Below are 18,327 nucleotides of genomic sequence, written 5' to 3' on the forward strand. Positions count from 1 at the left end.
ATAATTTAATTCAATCATGGACAAATCACTTGAAGAAGTAAACCAATCGGTTGCTACGCAAAACAAAACATTAAAAATAAGTAGAAACCCCAATGTTAAATCCAGCAGTATTTGCTGGCGGATTTCCTAAAATATCACGTTGTTTTTGAAAGCGGTAATTTAATCTGAAAACAGTTTGTGATGTTGGGCGAAAACTTATCGCAGGCATTACACTCCAAATATCTTCTCCGATATTTCCACCAGTTTCATTAAAAGTTCCAACGTTCCAATCAACATATTCCAATCGACAAGCAATGTTTAATACAGCGTTTTTCCAACCAAAAATATTTTTTGTCAATAACGGTTGAACAATATCTATAAACCCACCGAATTGTTTGTTGCCAAATTGTTGACCATAGGTGCTCGGAACATCTATTTTAATCCATGCCAATTCAGAGGTTATAAAAGTTTTGATTTTAGGAAGCGTGGTGTTAAAATCTAATGCGAAAACATCAACACGTCTTTTTTCGTCTACTATTACCCCATCATCTTGGAATTTATTGTAAACACCTCCCATATAGGATAGTCCTAATTCTCCAATTTTACTATTTCGAATAGCAATTTTACCTGTAAATAAAGGTAATCCGCTATTTATTTCTTCAAAACGTTCAGGGTTATCTTTGGCGGCTGGCAGAAAGGTTTTGTTCTCCTCATTTTCAATTATCGAATTATCGAAGCTTCCTGAAAAATAGGCTTCGTAACCAATCATCCAATTGTTCGAGTATTTTTTTCCAAAAAGCCCAACTCCAGCATTACTAAAAGTACTCGGCAGCATCTGTGTGGACGAAATAGGTCTATCCGTAAATTCCCATTTTGGACCATCGTGATTCTGATTGAAAGCCCCAATAGGGTTCATGATTATTCCTCCTCTAAAATTAACCAAGGGATGAAATTCCACATCGACAGAGGCGAACTCTATGGCGATTTCTTTTCCGCCATCTTCAAATTCGATTTCGCTTAAAAATTTCACACGTTTGCTGATTGCCGATGACATAAATATGGTTAATCGTCTGGCCTGAAGTTGATGTCCTTCGGAAACGCCATCGGTGGAAAGGCGTTGCCAATTGGCTTCCAGATAACCTCCAACGGCTATGGGTGTTTTTCCAATATTTAAAAAAGGACGATTGTAAACCGCATCCATGTTTAATGCTTGTTTTGTACTGTCTTTTTGGGTTCTTTTTAGTAAACTGGAGTCTATTTGTGCATAGAAATTTAAGGGAAACAAAAATGTTATATAGAGGAATTTTAATCTCATTTTAATGATATTTTAAGGGTATTGTTATCTATTTTAATTGGAAAATTTCGTAAATTTCTGTCAGCTGGGCCGTTTTCTACATTTCCTTTGTTGCTAAATTCACTTCCATGTGCTGCGCATTGTAATTTGTCTCCAAAAACCTGTAATTCGGTTCCTTGATGTGTACATTGCATTAATAAGGCGCTATAATTATTGGCGCCAAATCGATAGACACAAATAGGATATTTCAGTTTTTCGTTTTGTATGATTACGTATTTTTTATATTCGATTGTCTCCTTGTTTTTGATTTCAAAATCAGTTAATGGGACTAAAATATCAGAACCGATTATCTCTTTTGCCAAAATCTGAGAGGAACTGCAGCTTTGTAAAAAGGTAAGGGTTGAGAGTCCTGCCAAACAACCAAAACCACACGTTTTTAGAAATTTTTTTCTATCCATAATTACAATGATTTTATAAATTTCAGCAATGCTTCTTTGTCTGGTTGGGAAAGATTTTGAAAGTTAGATTTGCTTTTGCTTGCTTCACCGCCATGCATTAAAATAGCCTCTTCAATACTTCTTGCTCTGCCATCATGCATTAGAAAATAGCTTCCTCCTTGTGCGTCTTGAGAAAGTCCTATTCCCCACAATGGTGGCGTTTTCCATTCATGGGTTTTCGCATTTCCTTCGGTATAGCCATCGTCTAAACCGCTTCCCATATCGTGTAATAACAAATCGGTATAAGGAGCAAATGTTTTATTTGAAAGGGCTTTAATAGGTGAGTAGCCTGTTTTTAATTCAGATTTGTGACATCCTGTACAATTGATTTGGTTAAAAACAGCTGCTCCTTTATTAACCACTGCGTCACTTTGATTGCGTTGTATAGGAGCCTTTAATGTTTGTAGGTAAAAAACAACGTCGTTTACGGTGCTAGTTGTAATTTCGGGGTCAATTTCCAAATTGGTATAAGCATCAATAGGTCTGAATATGGATGTTATTCCCATATCTTGATTGTATGCGTTTGCCGTTTGATGTAATAAACTATGAGCTGCTGCTTTTTTGCCATAACGACCAATGTATTTTCCGTTTTGAGAAATAGCATTTGATGATGGCATTACAAAATCAGGGATGTCTATCCAGTTTGGAACACCAGATATTCCATCACCATCACTATCATTAGGATCTGTCATTGCCATAATATCAGCATCTGTAACAAATTGTAAAAACCCCAAACCTGTATTTGCGGGTGGGGTAAACTTAGCAAAAGTAGCCCCGGCAGCGATTTGTTCCGGTAAGAATCCCGGTAATCCTCTGTTTTGTAATTGTGGACCTCCTTGGTTTAAGAATAAATTTCCGGTTTCATCAATTTGCCCAAAACGGGTAAGTGTAGTGGAGGGATGTCCTTTACCATCACCGGCATGACAACTGATACAGCTTGTTGAAACAAATGTAGGGCCAAGTCCTGTTTCTCGGGTAAAAACCTCATTGAACGCCGCATCGCCTTTTAAGAAACGTGCTAGCTCTTCGTGGGAAAGCCCTTCTACAGTTCCATCTAAAACTTCATCATCAGCAGGAATTTCGGTATAGTTTTCATCGCATGATATAAATAACAGGATTAAGAGTATTGGTATAACTCCAAAGAGGACACGAATAGTTTTCATTTGTATAAATTAAAATTTAGGCAAAGCTAAAAATTATATTTCGCAAAACAAATTTTTTAATTACATTTGTATCAGTAATTTAATTTCAACCATGGGAAAATCTTTAGAAGAAGTTCACGAGTCGGTACATGCTCATAATAAAACATCAGTATTTAGAAAAATATTAGCCTTTTCAGGGCCTGCTTACTTGATTAGTGTAGGTTATATGGATCCGGGGAATTGGGCGACTGATATTGCAGGTGGGAGCCAGTTTGGCTATGCCTTGATTTGGGTTTTATTGATGAGTAATATTATGGCTTTGTTGCTACAAAGTTTAAGTGCTCGACTTGGAATTGTTACCCAACGTGATTTGGCGCAAGCTTCACGTGAAACCTACCCTAAATTCATTAATTATATTCTTTATTTTCTTGCCGAAATTGCTATCGCGGCCTGTGATTTGGCCGAAGTTTTAGGAATGGCAATCGGTATTAATTTGCTTTTTGGAATTCCATTGATTGAAGGAGTTTTGATTACGGTTTTAGACACCTTTTTATTACTGTTTCTAATTAATAAAGGCATCCGAAAAATGGAAGCTTTCATTATTGTATTAGTTGGAATCATTGGGTTTTCATTCATTTTCGAAATGATATTCGCACAACCGGAAATGGGTAAGGTGATTTACGGTTTAATTCCTTCACTCCCCGGTCATGCGGCGCTATATATCGCCATCGGGATTATTGGAGCAACGGTAATGCCACACAATTTATATTTGCATTCTGCCTTGGTACAAACCAGAAAATTAGACAGAAGTGCAGCGGGGATTAAGGAGGCATTGAAATATAATTTCATTGATTCTACTATTGCATTGAACTTGGCCTTTCTTGTAAATGCAGCCATTTTAATATTGGCAGCAGCCACATTTTATAAAAGTGGTATGTTTAATGTATCGGAGATTCAGGATGCGCATCAATTTCTGGAACCACTTTTAGGGAGCAAATGGGCACCGATATTATTTGCAGTGGCTTTGATTGCCGCAGGGCAAAGTTCCACCATTACCGGGACACTGGCCGGGCAAATTATTATGGAAGGTTATCTGAATTTACGAATTCAACCTTGGGTTCGAAGAATAATCACACGATTAGTTGCCATTGTTCCGGCAGTCATTGTGATTTCGATTTTTGGAGAAGGTGTTACGGGTAAGTTATTGATTTTAAGTCAGGTTATCTTAAGTTTGCAATTGGGCTTTGCCATTATTCCGTTGATTCATTTTGTGAGCGATAAATCGAAAATGAAAGGTTTCCATATCGGTAAATTAACACAAACCGCTTCTTGGATTGTTGCTTCTATTATCGTTTCGCTTAATGCCAAATTGGTTTTTGATGAAATAAATGGCTGGCTCGAAACCTCTGAAAATCCAATACTATTATGGTTAACGGTTGTTCCGTTAGCAATAGGTTTCTTGATTTTGTTGCTGTATATTGTATTTAATCCTTTTGTTACAAAATCGAAAATAGATATCCAAAATCATTCGCCACATAATTTGAAACTTCAATTTTCTAAATCCGGATGTTATGACAAAAAGAATATTGCCGTTTCGGTGGATTTTTCCAGCGCAGATGAAGTGGCTTTAAACAGTGCTTTCGAATTAGGGGGAATAGATGCAAAATACACCTTAATTCACGTGGAAGAAACGGTTGGAGCCATGATTTATGGAGGAAATGTTGATGACCATGAAACCTTAATAGACGAAAAACTACTGAATGAATATAAAGAAATGCTATCGGAAAAAGGGTATAAAATTTCAACAGAATTAGGTTTTGGAAAACCCAATAAAGTCATCCCCCAAATTATTAATAAAGGAAAATTTGATGTTTTAGTAATGGGAACGCACGGACATACGAATTTCAAAGATTTAGTCTTTGGAACTACCGTTGATAGAGTGCGCCGCAAAATTTCTATCCCCTTGTTTATTGTGAAAAATTAAAAGCGGTATTAAGTATGTAGCATCAAGTACTAAGTCCCTCACGGATTACAATGTATTTGTCTAAATTTGTGTCGTTATAGCGGGTATATCGGAGGATCATTAAAAATCCGAAATCAAAAATCGTTAATCCTCAATCTTAAATCAAAAATGACCTTTTCAGAAGAAAATTATCTCAAAGCCATATACCATCTCACTACTGTTTCCGATTCTGAAGTTAGCACCAATGCTATTGCTGAAATGATGGAAACCAAAGCATCCTCAGTAACGGATATGCTGAAGAAATTAGCCGAAAAAGATTTGGTTAATTATAAAAAATACCAAGGTGTTTCATTGACCGAAAATGGAAAATTAGCAGCCAAAATGATTGTGCGAAAACACCGTTTATGGGAAGTTTTTTTAGTGGAGAAATTAGACTTTTCCTGGGATGAGGTACACGATGTTGCGGAACAATTGGAGCATATTAAATCCGAAAAACTCATTAATAAACTGGATGATTTCCTGGGCAATCCTACCGAAGATCCGCATGGTGATCCCATTCCGGATGCAAATGGGCGAATCGTTAAAGTTGAAAAGCAATTGCTTTCGGAATTACACGAAAATCAAGCAGGAATATGTGTTGGCGTACAAGACACGTCATCAGAGTTTCTAAAATATTTAGACAAACAAGGGATTGCACTGGGTTCTAAAATTGAAGTAATTAGTAAGGAAAGTTTCGATTTGTCCTTAAAAATAAAAGTTGACAGTAAGGATTTGACGATTTCAAATAAAATCGCAAGCAATCTCTTTGTGAAGTTAACGTAATAATTTTGGCCTTATCTTTGAATCAATTATTTAAATAGTAATTAAAAATGAAAAAGTCACTCCTGTTGTTTTTAGTCGTTTTTAGCACTTTAGCTTTGGCACAGAATCCCCAAAAGGAAAGATTCATTACCCAAGATAACCCAAAAGAAGTGTCTTAAAAAGGCGGAATATCAAATGGTTTTGAAAGAAGTACTTTCAGATTCTCGTTGTCCTGAAGGTGTAACCTGCGTTTGGGCTGGAGAAGTTTCGGTTGTAGTATCCGTTTACAAAGACTCAAAATTAATTGAGGATAACACGATTGTTTTTTCTGTGAATAATGCCGACGAAAACAAGCAATGGTTTTCTACATATTTACCTAAGAAACAAAGAAAAATAGAAAGTATTAGTGTTTCTCCTTATCCAAAAAAAGGGGTTGAAACTTATCCAAAAGAGTATTACATAAAGATTGGGTATGTAAAGTAAGACCTAATTGCAATCCCAATTATCGTTGCCTCAATTTTTATCTGATTTTTTCTTGGATTCAAAGTTTTTTGTTGGGGGATTCCAATTAAAATTAGGAAAAAGTAGGTGCTTTATTTATTATCCCTTTTTAAAACCAATTAATTTTCGATATTTCTGTTCGCTTTCTTCTAAAGCGACCTCAAGTTCTTTGTAATAGGTAATGTCTTTTATATTTGCAACTGCGGCTATAATATAGTTGTTTTCATCTATTATTGGTCTACCGCTAATGATAACCCGTTTTTTGGCTTTAGTTTCTGAATCTTCAATTATTATTTCAACGTCATCGGTTGACTCTCCTTTTAATGCTTTTTCCAACGGAAGGTTCTGGGCAGGAAAAATGGTTTGTTCGTCAGGATAATATAAATCATATTTAGTTGACCAATCAAGAGTAGTGGGGTGTTCGGTATCTTGCTTTATTCCTATAATTTCTTCCGCCATGTGATTGGATAAAACAATTCTTTTCTGGCTATCGGTAACAATAATTCCCTCTCCAATATTTTCCAGAATTAATTTCAATTTTAATTCATTAAGATGCACTAATTTGTCTGCTTCTTTTTTTTCATTTTCCATTTTTTTTCTTAATGATATATCTTTGATAAAAGCAATGAAGATATACTTACCTAAAATAGTAGCTGGAGACACTGTTAGCTCAATATCAAATTCTTCATTTTTTTTATTAAGGGCTGTGATTTCTATTGTTTTATTAATAATAGGTCCCTCACCTGTTTTAAGGAAATTTTGGAACCCTTTAATATGATTTTCTTTATACTGTTCAGGAATAATTAAATCACTCATGTGTTTTCCTATAACCTCCACTAATGACCATCCGAATATTTTTTCGGCTTGTGGATTCCATCTAATAATGTTTCCCTCATCATTTATCACAATTAAGGCATCTGGTGCCTCATTAAATATGGTTTGCAATTGGCCTTCGCTTTCTTTTAATTTTTGTTCGGCTGCTTTTCGTTCCGTAATATCTCTCATAATAGATTTATGTCCGGTTATTCTATTTCCTTCTCTTAATTGCATTACCGTTTGTTCTACCCATTTTTCTTCTCTGGATTTGGTAAGGATGGGAAATGAGAATAATGTTTCATCTATTTTATTTTTAAATTGATTTAAATAGAACTCGGCCACACGGTCTCTCCACTCTGGAGCAACGATTTCTGAAAAATGTTTTCCTATAATTTCATTTTGTATGTAACCCGTTAGTTTTTTACATGCAGGATTGATGTAGGTAAAATAACCTTTGTAATCCGAAGTATGGACTACATCGCTGATGTTTTCCACTATTTCACGATATTTTTCTTCGCTTTTGCGAAGTGTTTCTATGGCTTCTGCCAATTGGGCTGTACGTTCTGTTACTTTTCGTTCCAGTTCTTCATTTAGTTTTTTAATCTCGTTTTCTGAATTTTTTCGTTCCGTGATGTCATGAATAACTAGAACCCCACCAGTTATTCCACCAGCTAAATTTTTTAAAGGTCTGGCAGTTACAATTACAGAAAGACCTTCGGGTTTTTTGTAATTTTGGATAAATATTTCCATATTGTCCACTTCTTCACCATTTAATGCTTTTACTAAAGGAAGTTCATTAGTATTAAAAATTGCTCTGGTATCGGGCATAAAGAAGCCATAGGTTTCAGCCCATCTGTCTATAGGAATATCCATAGGTCCAATTCCAATTATTCTTTCGCCGGCAGCATTCCAGAGTATGAATTTTCTATTCTCATCAGCAACGATCAGTCCATCACCCATATTTTGTATAACCGATTGTAAAAGTGTATTTTGTTTGTTCAATTGTTCTTTGGATTGTGCCACTTCATTGTCTCTTTTTTCAATATTTTCCAGCATATCATTAAGCCCTAAGGAAAGGATGCTGATTTCATCTTTTCCTTCAATAACCATACGGGTTTTATAATCACCTGTATCCTTTATCTGTTGTATTACTGTCACCAAGTTCAGCAAGGGTTTTGAGATGTATTTTTTAATAATCATGGCAATTAAAAAAGCGAGTCCGATTCCGACAATTAATAATACTATTCCCAGACGCAAAACAGCCATTTTTATTTTATTCAATTCCGATAGTTCAAATCGGATACAAACTAATCCTATCGTTTTATTATCTTTTATGATTTTGTTATAAACAAAAAGATTTTCATTGGTAAACAGGAAGCTTTTTTGATCCATCGCAGGTACAGAAAAGCGATATTTAGGATTGGAGCCCGGTTTTGTATAGGATGCAAAAACAGTTCCTTTTTTGTCCAGAATAGTTGCATTTAAAATGTCATTTTGTACTGTTAATTCTGATAGAATTTTTTTTGCTGCAGCATTGTCCAAAAACTCAAGAGCAGAAACACTATTAAAACCGACTACTTGCGCAATGGCAATTGAACTGACCACTTTCCGGTCTTTGAATCCTTTAATGTCTATTAGTACAAAAGCTGTAATACAAAGCCCTAATACAAATGCAGAGGTAAAAACCTGCATGAGCACCAGCTTGTTTTTAATGGAGATGTTACGTAGATTCATCATTTGTTTGTTGTTTTTCAATATTAAAAATAGTACTTCGCATACTAAAAACACTGTCGCTGCACTTTCTCTCAAGTCTTCTTCTCTTCACTCGAATTCATACACAAATGGAACGATGAAAATTTGTAATTTGATACAACTATTGCACAATAATTGCATGTTGCAGCAAGAATGAACTGATTCCAATTCCGGATTTATTTATTGCTTTTAGATTTACTTCAAATTTTAATTTATTTTCAACCATAACAAAATTCATATGCGATCCTTTCTTTCCGTAGCCATTTTGTTCTGTTACAATCAATACGGGCTTACCGGAAAATTTTGAAAGAATTTTTTCAATTGGAATGGTACAATCGTAAGGGACAAACAGGATATTACAAAAACCTGTCTCGTTCAAATTTTTATACTCCTTTATTTCCATTTTTTTGTTTTTAGTCATATTCAGCAATGAGGAAGTAATTGGGCTTTCTTCCAGAATAGCGATCTTAAAAGTTTTGTTTTTAGAGTAATCTTTCCAATAAACATAATCTACAAAACGAATAAGAAAAGCAGCTTTTAATTCATACTCTTCCATCTTGATTTTCTTCTGAGCTGCTATTGGATTTCCTCCCATCAGTATGATGATTCCTGCCAAAAATAATATGTGATTTTTAATTGTCATTATCTTTTATTTTTAATGAAGTTTTGCCGTGATTTGAAATAATTAACTCTATTGGTTTTTTTTAAATTCTAATTTTGGAATTTTAATGTTGCTTAAATAACTTCAAATTTTTGAACTCTCGAAAAAGTAAAAATTACAAGTTTTTCTTTCAATAGTAACCGACTAAAAACAGAAAAGGGCTTTCAAAATATATTCTTTTTTAAAATTATTTGATAACCAAATTAGAATTCATAGATTAAAGATAAACTAAACTGGGTTCCTAATTGGCTAAAGTGATATCCTTCAGAAGTCATTTGAGAATAACGACCATTGAAAGTAATCAAGTTAGATTGATTTTTTACTTGAGCAGGATCTGCTAATATCTCAGTTCCAGTAACATTTTCTGCTTTAAATTCCCATTCAGGCAAAACATTCAATAAATTGTTCATATTAAGAGCTACTGTTAATTTATCTGTTGCAGCGTAATTGATTCCTAAATCAGTAACTATTTTTGGTATAAACTCAGTTCTTAAACTTGAATCTAAACCGGCCTGTTTGAACGTTGTTTTTCCAAAATAAGTGTTATTAAGATAGAAGTCAAATTTTTTAATTTTGTAATTTGCTCCCAATATCCATTTGGTTTCGGGTCTTGATGTAAACATTAAAGCGTCTAATGTTGTTCCAAAATTATCACTTGCAACCGGTGAAATTCTTTTATTTTCAAAAGTTACGTTTCCTGACAAATTGAATCCTAATTCTCCGGTTCCTAATTCTATAGTCCTGTAATTAATAACTACATCTAGGCCTGAGGTTCTCGAATCGAATGAATTTTCAAACCAGGCAACGGTGCCAAATTGTGTGGCTACTTTATCTCCCAAGATAATTCTGTCTTTTACTTTAATGTTATAATAGTCTATAGTGAAGTTAAAGTTTTTTAGAGGTTTCACACCTATTCCCACAGTTATGTTGGTTGATTTTTCAGCGTCTAATCGAGGGATGCCTAATTGGCGTGCCTGTAGTGAAACATTGTTTATAATGCCACTAACTTGGATTCCCTGTCCTGGAGAAAATGAATATTGTGATTTTTGGGTGTAAATTTGGTGTAATGTTGGCGCTCTAAATCCAGTGGAAACAGACCCCCTTAAGGTAATTTTATCGTCAGAAAATTTATATCTAGAACTTAATTTCCAAACCGTTGCCCCACCAAAATCACTATAATCCTCATAACGAACCGTACCGTTTACTAAGAAATCTTTAGTAAAATCATAAGCTAAATCAAAGTACCCGCCTAAATTATAACGATTCCATTTTCCTGAATTCTCGGGTCTATTACCGGCAAATGAATCGGCACCAAATCCATCCCAAGATGCTTTGTCTCCTTCAATCACTTCAAAAGTTTCTGTTCTAATTTCAGAACCAAAACCGACACTTATTTTATCAGATAATACTTTAGAAATATCTAAGTTACCCACAATATGGTTAAACGCTTCTCCCCCTGGTTTAAAAAATATTGGACTGTTCTCTTGATAGACATTAACCCCATTAGAATCTTTTATGTCTGATCTGTTATGTGAGTTTTCTACCGTATAGGTTTGCGTATTACCACCTACAGTTATGCTGGCATCAGTATTCCATCCATTCCTTATAAATTTATAACCCAAGGAAGCATTGTAATCGTTCAAATCTCCTATAAATGTCGGGTGATACCCTTTGTAAGACGCAACTGTTCCGTCTCCAAAGAAGTCTAATAAGTAGGGAAGATCGTTTAAAGTAATGCCTCCTCCATAGCCCCAGTATGGTGTTCTATAATTGGCGAAAGAATTTACTTTTTTATAGACATAAGCGGCATTATAATACAATTGCGTATCAGCTGATAAATCAGACCCACCGTTTATCAAAAATTTTGCAGCAGCAGTTTCTGGAGATCCATTGATGGTTTGGGCATCTGGATATTTTGCAAGAAAAGATTTAACATCTGCTAAGGTGTTAACACCAGAGATAGTCCCCCCGAAGTCAGCAAAATCTCCATCTAAATCAACTTTTCCAGGTCTATCGGCCAAGTTCACTTTTGAAAAATCTAAAGTATAATTTACAAATCCTTTTTCTCCCACAGTTGAACCATTGTTCAAACTCACACCTAGCATTTCGCCATCACCTTCAGCCGTAATACCTGTTTTTACAGTTATGGAGCCATTATCTGTTTTCTTTTTTAAAATAATATTTATTACCCCAGCTATCGCATCAGAACCGTACTGGGGCGATGCGCCATCCCGCAGAATCTCTACTCTTTCGATAGCGTCAATTGGTATTGCAGAAATATCAGCACCTGTTTCTCCTTGGCCTGGAGACGTTTGAACATAAAGTAAGGAACTTAAGTTTTTCCGTTTTCCGTTGATAAGTATTAAGGTTCTACTGGGTCCCATATTTCTAATTTCGTATGGGTCAAGTAATGAAGTCGCATCATTTACAGGAGTTTGAGCCGTGTTAAAGGATGGAATTCTGTACTGTAATGCTTTGTCAAAAGTTGCTTGTCCGGTTGAAGTCAGGTCTTCAGATGATAATATATCGATAGGAAGTGTAGTCGTGGTATTGCTTCTGGGCGTAGCTCTTGTTCCGGTAACCACAACTTCGCTGAGACTTTGTCCACCTTCTTCGGATAAAACAACATTTAGAATGGGATCAGTTGTGTCGTATTCTTGCTTAGGAAAATTAAAATAACTAAAGACTAAAGTTGCTCCCTCTTTAACATTAATCTGGTATGCCCCATTGATATCTGTAGAAACACTGTTATTTGTTCCTTTTTCGGTGATGTTAACACCTGACAAAGCAACTCCGGCGTTATCTATTACAAAACCAGAAATTTCTTTTTGAGCAAATAGAAACGTGACGTTTAGCATAAATAATAATAAAGCAAGCTTTTTCATAATTAGTTGATATCGGTTTTTTTGATTTGAAATCAATTGCAACATCATAATTGTAAAAAGATGTCCATTTAACGGCTTAACACATTAGTGAAAAAGTAGCCAATGAAAAGAATAATTATGAAATGAAAAGGATAGTTTCTTTTTTTTTCATAACGGTATTTGTATTGAGGTTTCTTGTAGTTTTCTCCTTTAAATTATTAAAAGATGCCGATCCAATTACAACTATTAGATCTCTATGACAAAATCTGAAATATTTTAATTAGGATTGAAAGTTTTATAACTCATTAATCACATATTTTACTAAAAATTATGACTGTTTAATCGAATACCGATTACCAATTCATAATAGTTCTATAATTCCGATTGCTTGTGTAGGAGTAAAGCTAAAAGTCTTGAAATTATATCGAGAAGGCACTTTAGATTCAAGTTCAAATCGGAAGCCATTCTTTTGAAATAGAAAAAATGAAAACAACTGACTTTAAGTCTAATACTACACTTTTATGCTATGTAAATTTAGTTAATTTAAATTAATTAACTTAAATTAAAGGATTGTTTTTTTAAGGGAAGTTTAACCCGAATGAATTTAAACAAAAATTTTAATGACAGCCACAATCATCATCATCACCGCAATTTTTATCTGATTTCTTCTTTTTTAAAAAGAATTTTCGGATTAAAAAGGCAAGGGCAATCGCAAGTGCAACAAAAGCTAAAATTTCTTGAATATCCATAATCACTTATTTCAGTATTTGATAGGCAATCAAAGCAACGACATAGGCAAACCCAGACATGAATATCAATTGTCCAGCCGGCCATTTCCAAGAATTGGTTTCTTTTTTTGTAACGGCAAGTGTGCTGGCACATTGCATGGCAAAAGCATAAAACAGCAATAAAGATATGCCTGAGGCAAAATTGAATATTTTTTCTCCCGTTACAGGATTGATTTCAGCAGCCATTTTATTTTTGATGGTAACTTCATTATCACTCCCGCCTACACTATAAATGGTAGCCAATGTTCCCACAAAAACTTCTCTCGCTGCAAACGAACTGATAATAGCTATGCCTATCTTCCAGTCGTAACCCAAAGGCGAAATTGCGGGTTCAATGGTTTTTCCCATTAACCCGATATATGAATTTTCCAGTTTCTGTGATGCTACCGCATTTTCAAATTCTGCTTCTGATAATGGATTTTCCTTTGTATTTTCAGTAACTATCTTTTCTGCATTATTGAATTTTTCTCCTGGTCCGTAAGAGGCCAAAAACCATAAAACAATAGAAATGGCTAATATGATTTTTCCTGCGCCAAAAATAAAGGCTTTGGTTTTCTCAATTACATTGATTCCCACGTTCTTGAAAAGAGGTAATTTATAATTGGGCATTTCAACAACAAAGTACGTTTTTCCTTTAATTTTTAAGATTTTATTTAAAATGTAAGCCGAAAAAATAGCCATTCCAAAACCCAAAAGATACAACAACATCAATGTCATTCCTTGCATATTCAGGAAACCAAAAACGCGATTATCTGGGATTACCAGTGCGATAATAATCGCATAAACAGGCAATCTGGCGGAGCAGGTTGTAAATGGGGTTACCAAAATGGTGATGAGTCTTTCCTTCCAGTTTTCAATATTTCGGGTGGCCATAATCGCCGGAATGGCACAGGCTGTTCCTGAAATTAGCGGCACAACACTTTTACCGGATAAACCAAATTTTCTCATGATTTTGTCCATTAGGAAAACCACTCGGCTCATGTAACCACTTTCTTCGAGAATGGAGATAAACATAAACAAGAATGCGATTTGTGGGATAAATATCAAAATTCCTCCAATTCCCGGGATAATTCCCTGCGAAATTAAATTGGTTAGAACTCCAGCGGGTAAATTGTCAGCAGTTAGAGAACTCAACGAAGCAAAAGTGCTATCGATGAAATCCATCGGAATTTTAGACCATTCGAAAATAGATTGAAAAATTACAAATAAGATCAAAAAGAAAATAAAGTAACCCCAAACCTTATGTGTGAGCACGCGATCCAGTTTGCTACGGAAATCTTTAGCGACAGTTTCGTCAATTTTTAATCCAACTTTCAGCACATCATTAATAAACTGATACCGTTTTATGGTTTCTTTTTGTTGCAAACGCTTTAAATCCGAATGCGATTTGGTAAACGAACTTCGGATTTCTTTACGATCTAAATTCAGGAAATTTACATCCTGCGTAATCACTAACCACAATTTATACAATAATTGGTTGGGAAATGTTTTGCGCAACGTATTGAAATATTCAGGATCAATACTCGATGCATTCAAACAAGGTTCACTGGAAATAGATTTGTAATTAACAATCAATTTTTTTAATGCATCAATTCCAAAGCCTTTTCGGGAACTAATCAGTGCAATTTTTGTTTTTAAATGTTCTTCAAGATAAGGAATGTCTAGTGTTATTCCTTTATACGCCATTCTATCAGCCATGTTTATGATCAGAATAGTCGGGATTTCTAAATCTTTTATTTGTGTAAAAAGAAGTAAATTTCGTTTTAGATTTTCAACATCAGTGACTACAAGTGCCACGTCCGGATATAATTTATCGTTTTTGTTCAGCAATAATTCAATAACTACATTTTCGTCAATCGAACTGGCATTCAGGCTGTAGGTTCCGGGCAAATCCAGAATATTAGCTTTGACATTATTGGGTAATTTGCAAAAACCAATCTTTTTTTCAACCGTAATTCCGGGATAATTCCCCACTTGTTGGTTCAAGCCGGTCAGTTGATTAAAAACCGATGTTTTACCCACATTTGGATTTCCTATCAAAGCGACATTAATGTTCTGATTGCTTACCATAAATTGGTTTTGATTATGTCAACTTCAATTTCTTTTGCTGTTTCCACACGGATGGCCACATGTGAACCATTAATATTCAAATATAGAGGATCTCCAAAAGGAGCAATTTGAAGTAATTCTACCAAGTTACCAGGCAAGCAACCCATTTCCAATAATTTTAATGGAACGGTATCGATGTCAAAGTCTTTTATAATGGCTTTCTCGCCTTTTTTGAGAGAATTTAGCGTTGTTTGCAAACCTTATTTAGATTGAATTAAGATTGCAAAAATACACATTATAATACAAACAAAAATGATAATTATCACATTTGTAACAGAATTAAAATAAATGGCAGCAGCCTAAAGAATGGGTGCTAAGTTTGAAATAAAAAAGGGAAAGTAAAGAAAAGAATAGCTGTAAAAAGGATGTGTTATTCGTTGCTCAAAAAATTAATATCTTCAATCAAGCGTTTTATGTCTTCTTTATTTGTTCCGTCATAAAAGCCACGAACCCTTTTTTGGGTATCCACCAGAACAAAGTTTTCGGTATGAACCATATCGTATAGTTCGCTTGGTTTTCCCATTTTTACTGCCAAATAGGACTTTCTGGCCATAGTATAGATCTCTTTTTTGTCTCCAGTTACTAAATTCCATTTACTATCGATAACTCCATTTTTTACAGCATAAGCTTTCAAAACAGGAACGCTATCAGTTTCCGGGAAAACGGTATGGGAAAGCAGCATTACTTTTGGATTATTGATAATCGCTTTTTGGACGTCCGCTAAATTGGTCGTCATTTTTGGACAAATGGAGCCGCAAGTGGTAAAGAAAAAATCAGCAACATATACTTTTCCTTCGTAATCCTTTTGAGTGATGGTTTTTCCGTTTTGGTTCACAAAAGAAAAATCGGCAATGGTGTGGTATTTACTGATATATTGTACAGTACTGTCTACTAATTCCGGGTTTACATCTGATGGATTAAAAAGCGGAAGTGATTTACTGGGTTTAAGAGCCACATAAAACAAGTAAATCGTTATGATGGAGAAGACTAATAAAACACCAAAGAATTTTCGGTATTTGTAAAAAATAGATTTCATAAGAGTAATTTGATGCAAAAATACAAAAAGGTAATTTTAAAAAAGAATCTCTTTTAATTATATCAAATTTCAAGATCAAAAAAATTAAAAACAGCTGTATTTTTTAAGACAAATACTATTGAATTCTTTTTCGTTTTTTAAAAATTGTCTTTAACATACAAAATCTGCTGACTTCCAAACTGATGTTAGCGGTTGCTTCATTCCTTTATCATTTTTAAAATTTAAAAATCAAATTGCAAAATAGTTGTCTTCCATGCAACAAAAATTGTTTTGGACCACCTATTCTTACATTGGGTTGATAAAATTGGGAATCAAACACATTCGTAACTAGTAATTGTGTAGTAATTTCGGCATCGTACACTTTTATTTTTACATAAGAAAATGTCAAATCAATCTTAGCATAAGATGGGATGGTAATTATTTGTGTAATGTCCTTATTACCATGTTTTGCTTGAATTTCAGAATAATAATTAATCCTTGAATTGATTGTAAAGGTATCAGTTGCATTAAAAGTCAAACCTCCGGTTATTCTATGGGGATAAACACCAAGATTCACGGTACTAACACCAGCGTAATCGTCAGCATCTTTTTTAACATAAGAATAACCAATTTCAGTTTTAATTTTTCCTATTTTATAAAACAATTGGCTCTCAATACCAAAGACATTTATTACATTATTTGAATTTATGAACCCCCCCGTTTCGGTAGGTTCAATAAAATTTGTTGCTATATTTTTGTAGGCAACAATATTTGCTATTAGATTACTTGTAAACGATTGATTAATTCCAACCTCAAAAGTATTCATACGTGCCGGATCAAGTTCATTAACCACGTTTTTTACCGATGAGGCACCAAGTTCAAAAATATTAGGTTCACGGAAAGCCTGTCCAAAAAGAAATTTTATTGAAGTTTTCTGAAATGGGGTGTAAACCAAACCACTGCGAAAGGTAAAAATGGATTTATAAATATTGTGGTGATCAAATCGTCCACCCAGCGTGAGATATAATTTATCAAAAAGTGTTTTTTGCAATTGTAAAAACAGTGAATTTTTATACTGACGAAAAAATGGTTTGCGCATTCTATTTTCGATAGAGCGTGTTTCATCAAAACTAGGATTTAATCTATCTGTAGAACGAGCTAAACCTAATAAATCAAACAGATCAAAAGTATAACCACCGATAATAGATAAAGTTTGACTTGGAACATAATTTAATTGTATATTTCCTTTATATCGTTTTGAACCTGAACTCGATTGCTGTGAATATACATCCATAAAATTGTCTTTAATTTCTTGTTGAGTAAGGGGCATGTCCGGATTATGCCCATTTTTCACAAGAGTGTCATAGATAGCGTTGTCAAAAGTGTAGTTTACCCCCCAGAATCTTTCTTTATAAAATTGAAGCTCTGCATTAATTTTAAGTTTGGCAGTAATTTCTTTTTCTATACCGGCATAATACAAGGCTAATTGACGGTAATCACTTTGATTAGTGTAATCTAACGAAATATTTTCAAGTCCTTTACTGCCTTTAAGCTCATAACCCTCTATTCCCACATAAAGACCTTTGTAAGAAATTTTTGCAGCATATGGAAGCGACCAGCTAGTCTGTTTAAATTCTTGGTTTACGGGAAATGCGTTAGAAGGAACTCCTTGTCTGAAATTTAGGGTGTCTTTTATAAAATCTTTATAATCCCAAAGATTGCTACGGAAATATCGAAAACTACCACTAATACGAAAATCATTTAGATTTCTTCCAAAAACAATGCTTTGAGATTGAGTTCCTTGTGTTCCAATTTCAGTATGATACTCTATTTTATTAAAATCAGAGGAATCATTTTTTGTGATGATATTAATAACACCAACCAAAGCATTTGCACCATAAAGAGCAGAAGCCGGACCTTGCAGAATTTCAACCTGTTTTATGTTATGCGTTGCAAATTGTGTTGAAATAAATGTTTCGGAAGCAAATAAATTTTGCATTTCTCGTCCGTTTACCAACAGTATCGTTTGCGAAAAATTACTTAAAAAACCACGTTGTCCGCCAAAAGTAAAATGGTCGGTTCTTATAGCTACCACACCCGGAACGTTTTCCAATAAACTGGTTAAATCAGTGTAACCGTTTTCAA

Annotated in this window: 14 protein-coding genes; 3 read left to right on the forward strand and 11 right to left on the reverse strand. The window is 34.4% G+C overall.

Going from position 1 to position 18,327, the window contains the following annotated elements; all coding sequences use genetic code 11:
• Positions 1-70: 70 nt before the first annotated feature.
• From FNW38_RS11070 to FNW38_RS11080, 3 genes are read right to left on the reverse strand one after another with little or no spacing between them, the layout of a single operon-like run.
• Entirely contained in the window at positions 71-1,294 is a 1,224-nt protein-coding gene (locus FNW38_RS11070; protein WP_143387994.1) for a hypothetical protein, read from the reverse strand.
• Positions 1,291-1,731, reverse strand: a complete 441-nt coding sequence (locus FNW38_RS11075; RefSeq protein ID WP_143387993.1) for a QcrA and Rieske domain-containing protein — start codon at positions 1,729-1,731, stop codon at positions 1,291-1,293. The genes FNW38_RS11070 and FNW38_RS11075 overlap by 4 nt, the downstream gene beginning before the upstream one ends.
• Before the next feature lie 2 nt (positions 1,732-1,733).
• The gene (locus FNW38_RS11080; protein ID WP_143387992.1) at positions 1,734-2,933 is read right to left on the reverse strand and encodes a di-heme oxidoredictase family protein; all 1,200 of its coding nucleotides are present in this window, start codon (positions 2,931-2,933) and stop codon (positions 1,734-1,736) included.
• A gap of 91 nt (positions 2,934-3,024) precedes the next feature.
• Between FNW38_RS11080 and FNW38_RS11085 the strand changes: the two genes are divergently transcribed.
• The 3 genes from FNW38_RS11085 (at position 3,025) to FNW38_RS11095 (ending at position 6,159) form a co-directional block, all read left to right on the forward strand.
• Positions 3,025-4,896 carry an Nramp family divalent metal transporter gene (locus FNW38_RS11085; RefSeq protein ID WP_143387991.1) on the forward strand — a complete coding sequence of 624 codons (1,872 nt, stop codon included), beginning with the start codon at positions 3,025-3,027 and terminating at the stop codon, positions 4,894-4,896.
• Positions 4,897-5,043: 147 nt separating this feature from the next.
• A complete protein-coding gene (locus FNW38_RS11090) occupies positions 5,044-5,697 on the forward strand; it encodes a metal-dependent transcriptional regulator (protein WP_143387990.1) in 654 nt (217 codons plus the stop codon).
• Positions 5,698-5,871: 174 nt separating this feature from the next.
• The gene (locus tag FNW38_RS11095) at positions 5,872-6,159 is read left to right on the forward strand and encodes a hypothetical protein (protein ID WP_143387989.1); all 288 of its coding nucleotides are present in this window, start codon (positions 5,872-5,874) and stop codon (positions 6,157-6,159) included.
• 117 nt (positions 6,160-6,276) lie between these two features.
• Here FNW38_RS11095 and FNW38_RS11100 read toward each other — a convergent pair whose 3' ends face one another.
• The 8 genes from FNW38_RS11100 to FNW38_RS11135 form a co-directional block, all read right to left on the reverse strand.
• On the reverse strand, positions 6,277-8,730 hold the full coding sequence (locus tag FNW38_RS11100; RefSeq protein WP_143387988.1) for a PAS domain S-box protein: 2,454 nt from the start codon (positions 8,728-8,730) through the stop codon (positions 6,277-6,279).
• Between the two features lie 136 nt (positions 8,731-8,866).
• Positions 8,867-9,388, reverse strand: a complete 522-nt coding sequence (locus FNW38_RS11105; protein WP_143387987.1) for a YfiR family protein — start codon at positions 9,386-9,388, stop codon at positions 8,867-8,869.
• 221 nt (positions 9,389-9,609) lie between these two features.
• The gene (locus FNW38_RS11110) at positions 9,610-12,291 is read right to left on the reverse strand and encodes a TonB-dependent receptor (protein ID WP_143387986.1); all 2,682 of its coding nucleotides are present in this window, start codon (positions 12,289-12,291) and stop codon (positions 9,610-9,612) included.
• A 596-nt stretch (positions 12,292-12,887) separates the two neighbouring features.
• A complete protein-coding gene (locus FNW38_RS11115) occupies positions 12,888-13,019 on the reverse strand; it encodes a FeoB-associated Cys-rich membrane protein (RefSeq protein ID WP_143387985.1) in 132 nt (43 codons plus the stop codon).
• A 6-nt stretch (positions 13,020-13,025) separates the two neighbouring features.
• The gene (gene feoB / locus FNW38_RS11120) at positions 13,026-15,128 is read right to left on the reverse strand and encodes a ferrous iron transport protein B (RefSeq protein WP_143387984.1); all 2,103 of its coding nucleotides are present in this window, start codon (positions 15,126-15,128) and stop codon (positions 13,026-13,028) included.
• Complete coding sequence (locus FNW38_RS11125) at positions 15,122-15,364, reverse strand: FeoA family protein (RefSeq protein ID WP_143387983.1); 243 nt, start codon at positions 15,362-15,364, stop codon at positions 15,122-15,124. Before FNW38_RS11125 ends, feoB begins: the two co-directional genes overlap by 7 nt.
• A gap of 173 nt (positions 15,365-15,537) precedes the next feature.
• Complete coding sequence (locus FNW38_RS11130) at positions 15,538-16,203, reverse strand: SCO family protein (protein WP_143387982.1); 666 nt, start codon at positions 16,201-16,203, stop codon at positions 15,538-15,540.
• A gap of 214 nt (positions 16,204-16,417) precedes the next feature.
• The coding region (locus FNW38_RS11135) for a TonB-dependent receptor plug domain-containing protein (protein WP_143387981.1) at positions 16,418-18,327 on the reverse strand (1,910 nt) is incomplete at its 5' end.

Origin of the sequence: Flavobacterium gawalongense (assembly GCF_007097265.1) — a bacterium.
Classification (GTDB): Bacteria; Bacteroidota; Bacteroidia; order Flavobacteriales; family Flavobacteriaceae; genus Flavobacterium; species Flavobacterium gawalongense.

Bases quoted from the DNA above. Each gene is read 5' to 3' on its own strand.
- FNW38_RS11105 (WP_143387987.1), bottom strand. From the start codon at position 9,388: ATGACAATTAAAAATCACATATTATTTTTGGCAGGAATCATCATACTG.
- FNW38_RS11115 (WP_143387985.1), bottom strand. From the start codon at position 13,019: ATGGATATTCAAGAAATTTTAGCTTTTGTTGCACTTGCGATTGCCCTT.
- FNW38_RS11070 (WP_143387994.1), bottom strand. From the start codon at position 1,294: ATGAGATTAAAATTCCTCTATATAACATTTTTGTTTCCCTTAAATTTC.
- FNW38_RS11085 (WP_143387991.1), top strand. From the start codon at position 3,025: ATGGGAAAATCTTTAGAAGAAGTTCACGAGTCGGTACATGCTCATAAT.
- FNW38_RS11075 (WP_143387993.1), bottom strand. From the start codon at position 1,731: ATGGATAGAAAAAAATTTCTAAAAACGTGTGGTTTTGGTTGTTTGGCA.
- feoB (WP_143387984.1), bottom strand. From the start codon at position 15,128: ATGGTAAGCAATCAGAACATTAATGTCGCTTTGATAGGAAATCCAAAT.
- FNW38_RS11095 (WP_143387989.1), top strand. From the start codon at position 5,872: ATGGTTTTGAAAGAAGTACTTTCAGATTCTCGTTGTCCTGAAGGTGTA.
- FNW38_RS11090 (WP_143387990.1), top strand. From the start codon at position 5,044: ATGACCTTTTCAGAAGAAAATTATCTCAAAGCCATATACCATCTCACT.
- FNW38_RS11110 (WP_143387986.1), bottom strand. From the start codon at position 12,291: ATGAAAAAGCTTGCTTTATTATTATTTATGCTAAACGTCACGTTTCTA.
- FNW38_RS11130 (WP_143387982.1), bottom strand. From the start codon at position 16,203: ATGAAATCTATTTTTTACAAATACCGAAAATTCTTTGGTGTTTTATTA.
- FNW38_RS11080 (WP_143387992.1), bottom strand. From the start codon at position 2,933: ATGAAAACTATTCGTGTCCTCTTTGGAGTTATACCAATACTCTTAATC.
- FNW38_RS11100 (WP_143387988.1), bottom strand. From the start codon at position 8,730: ATGATGAATCTACGTAACATCTCCATTAAAAACAAGCTGGTGCTCATG.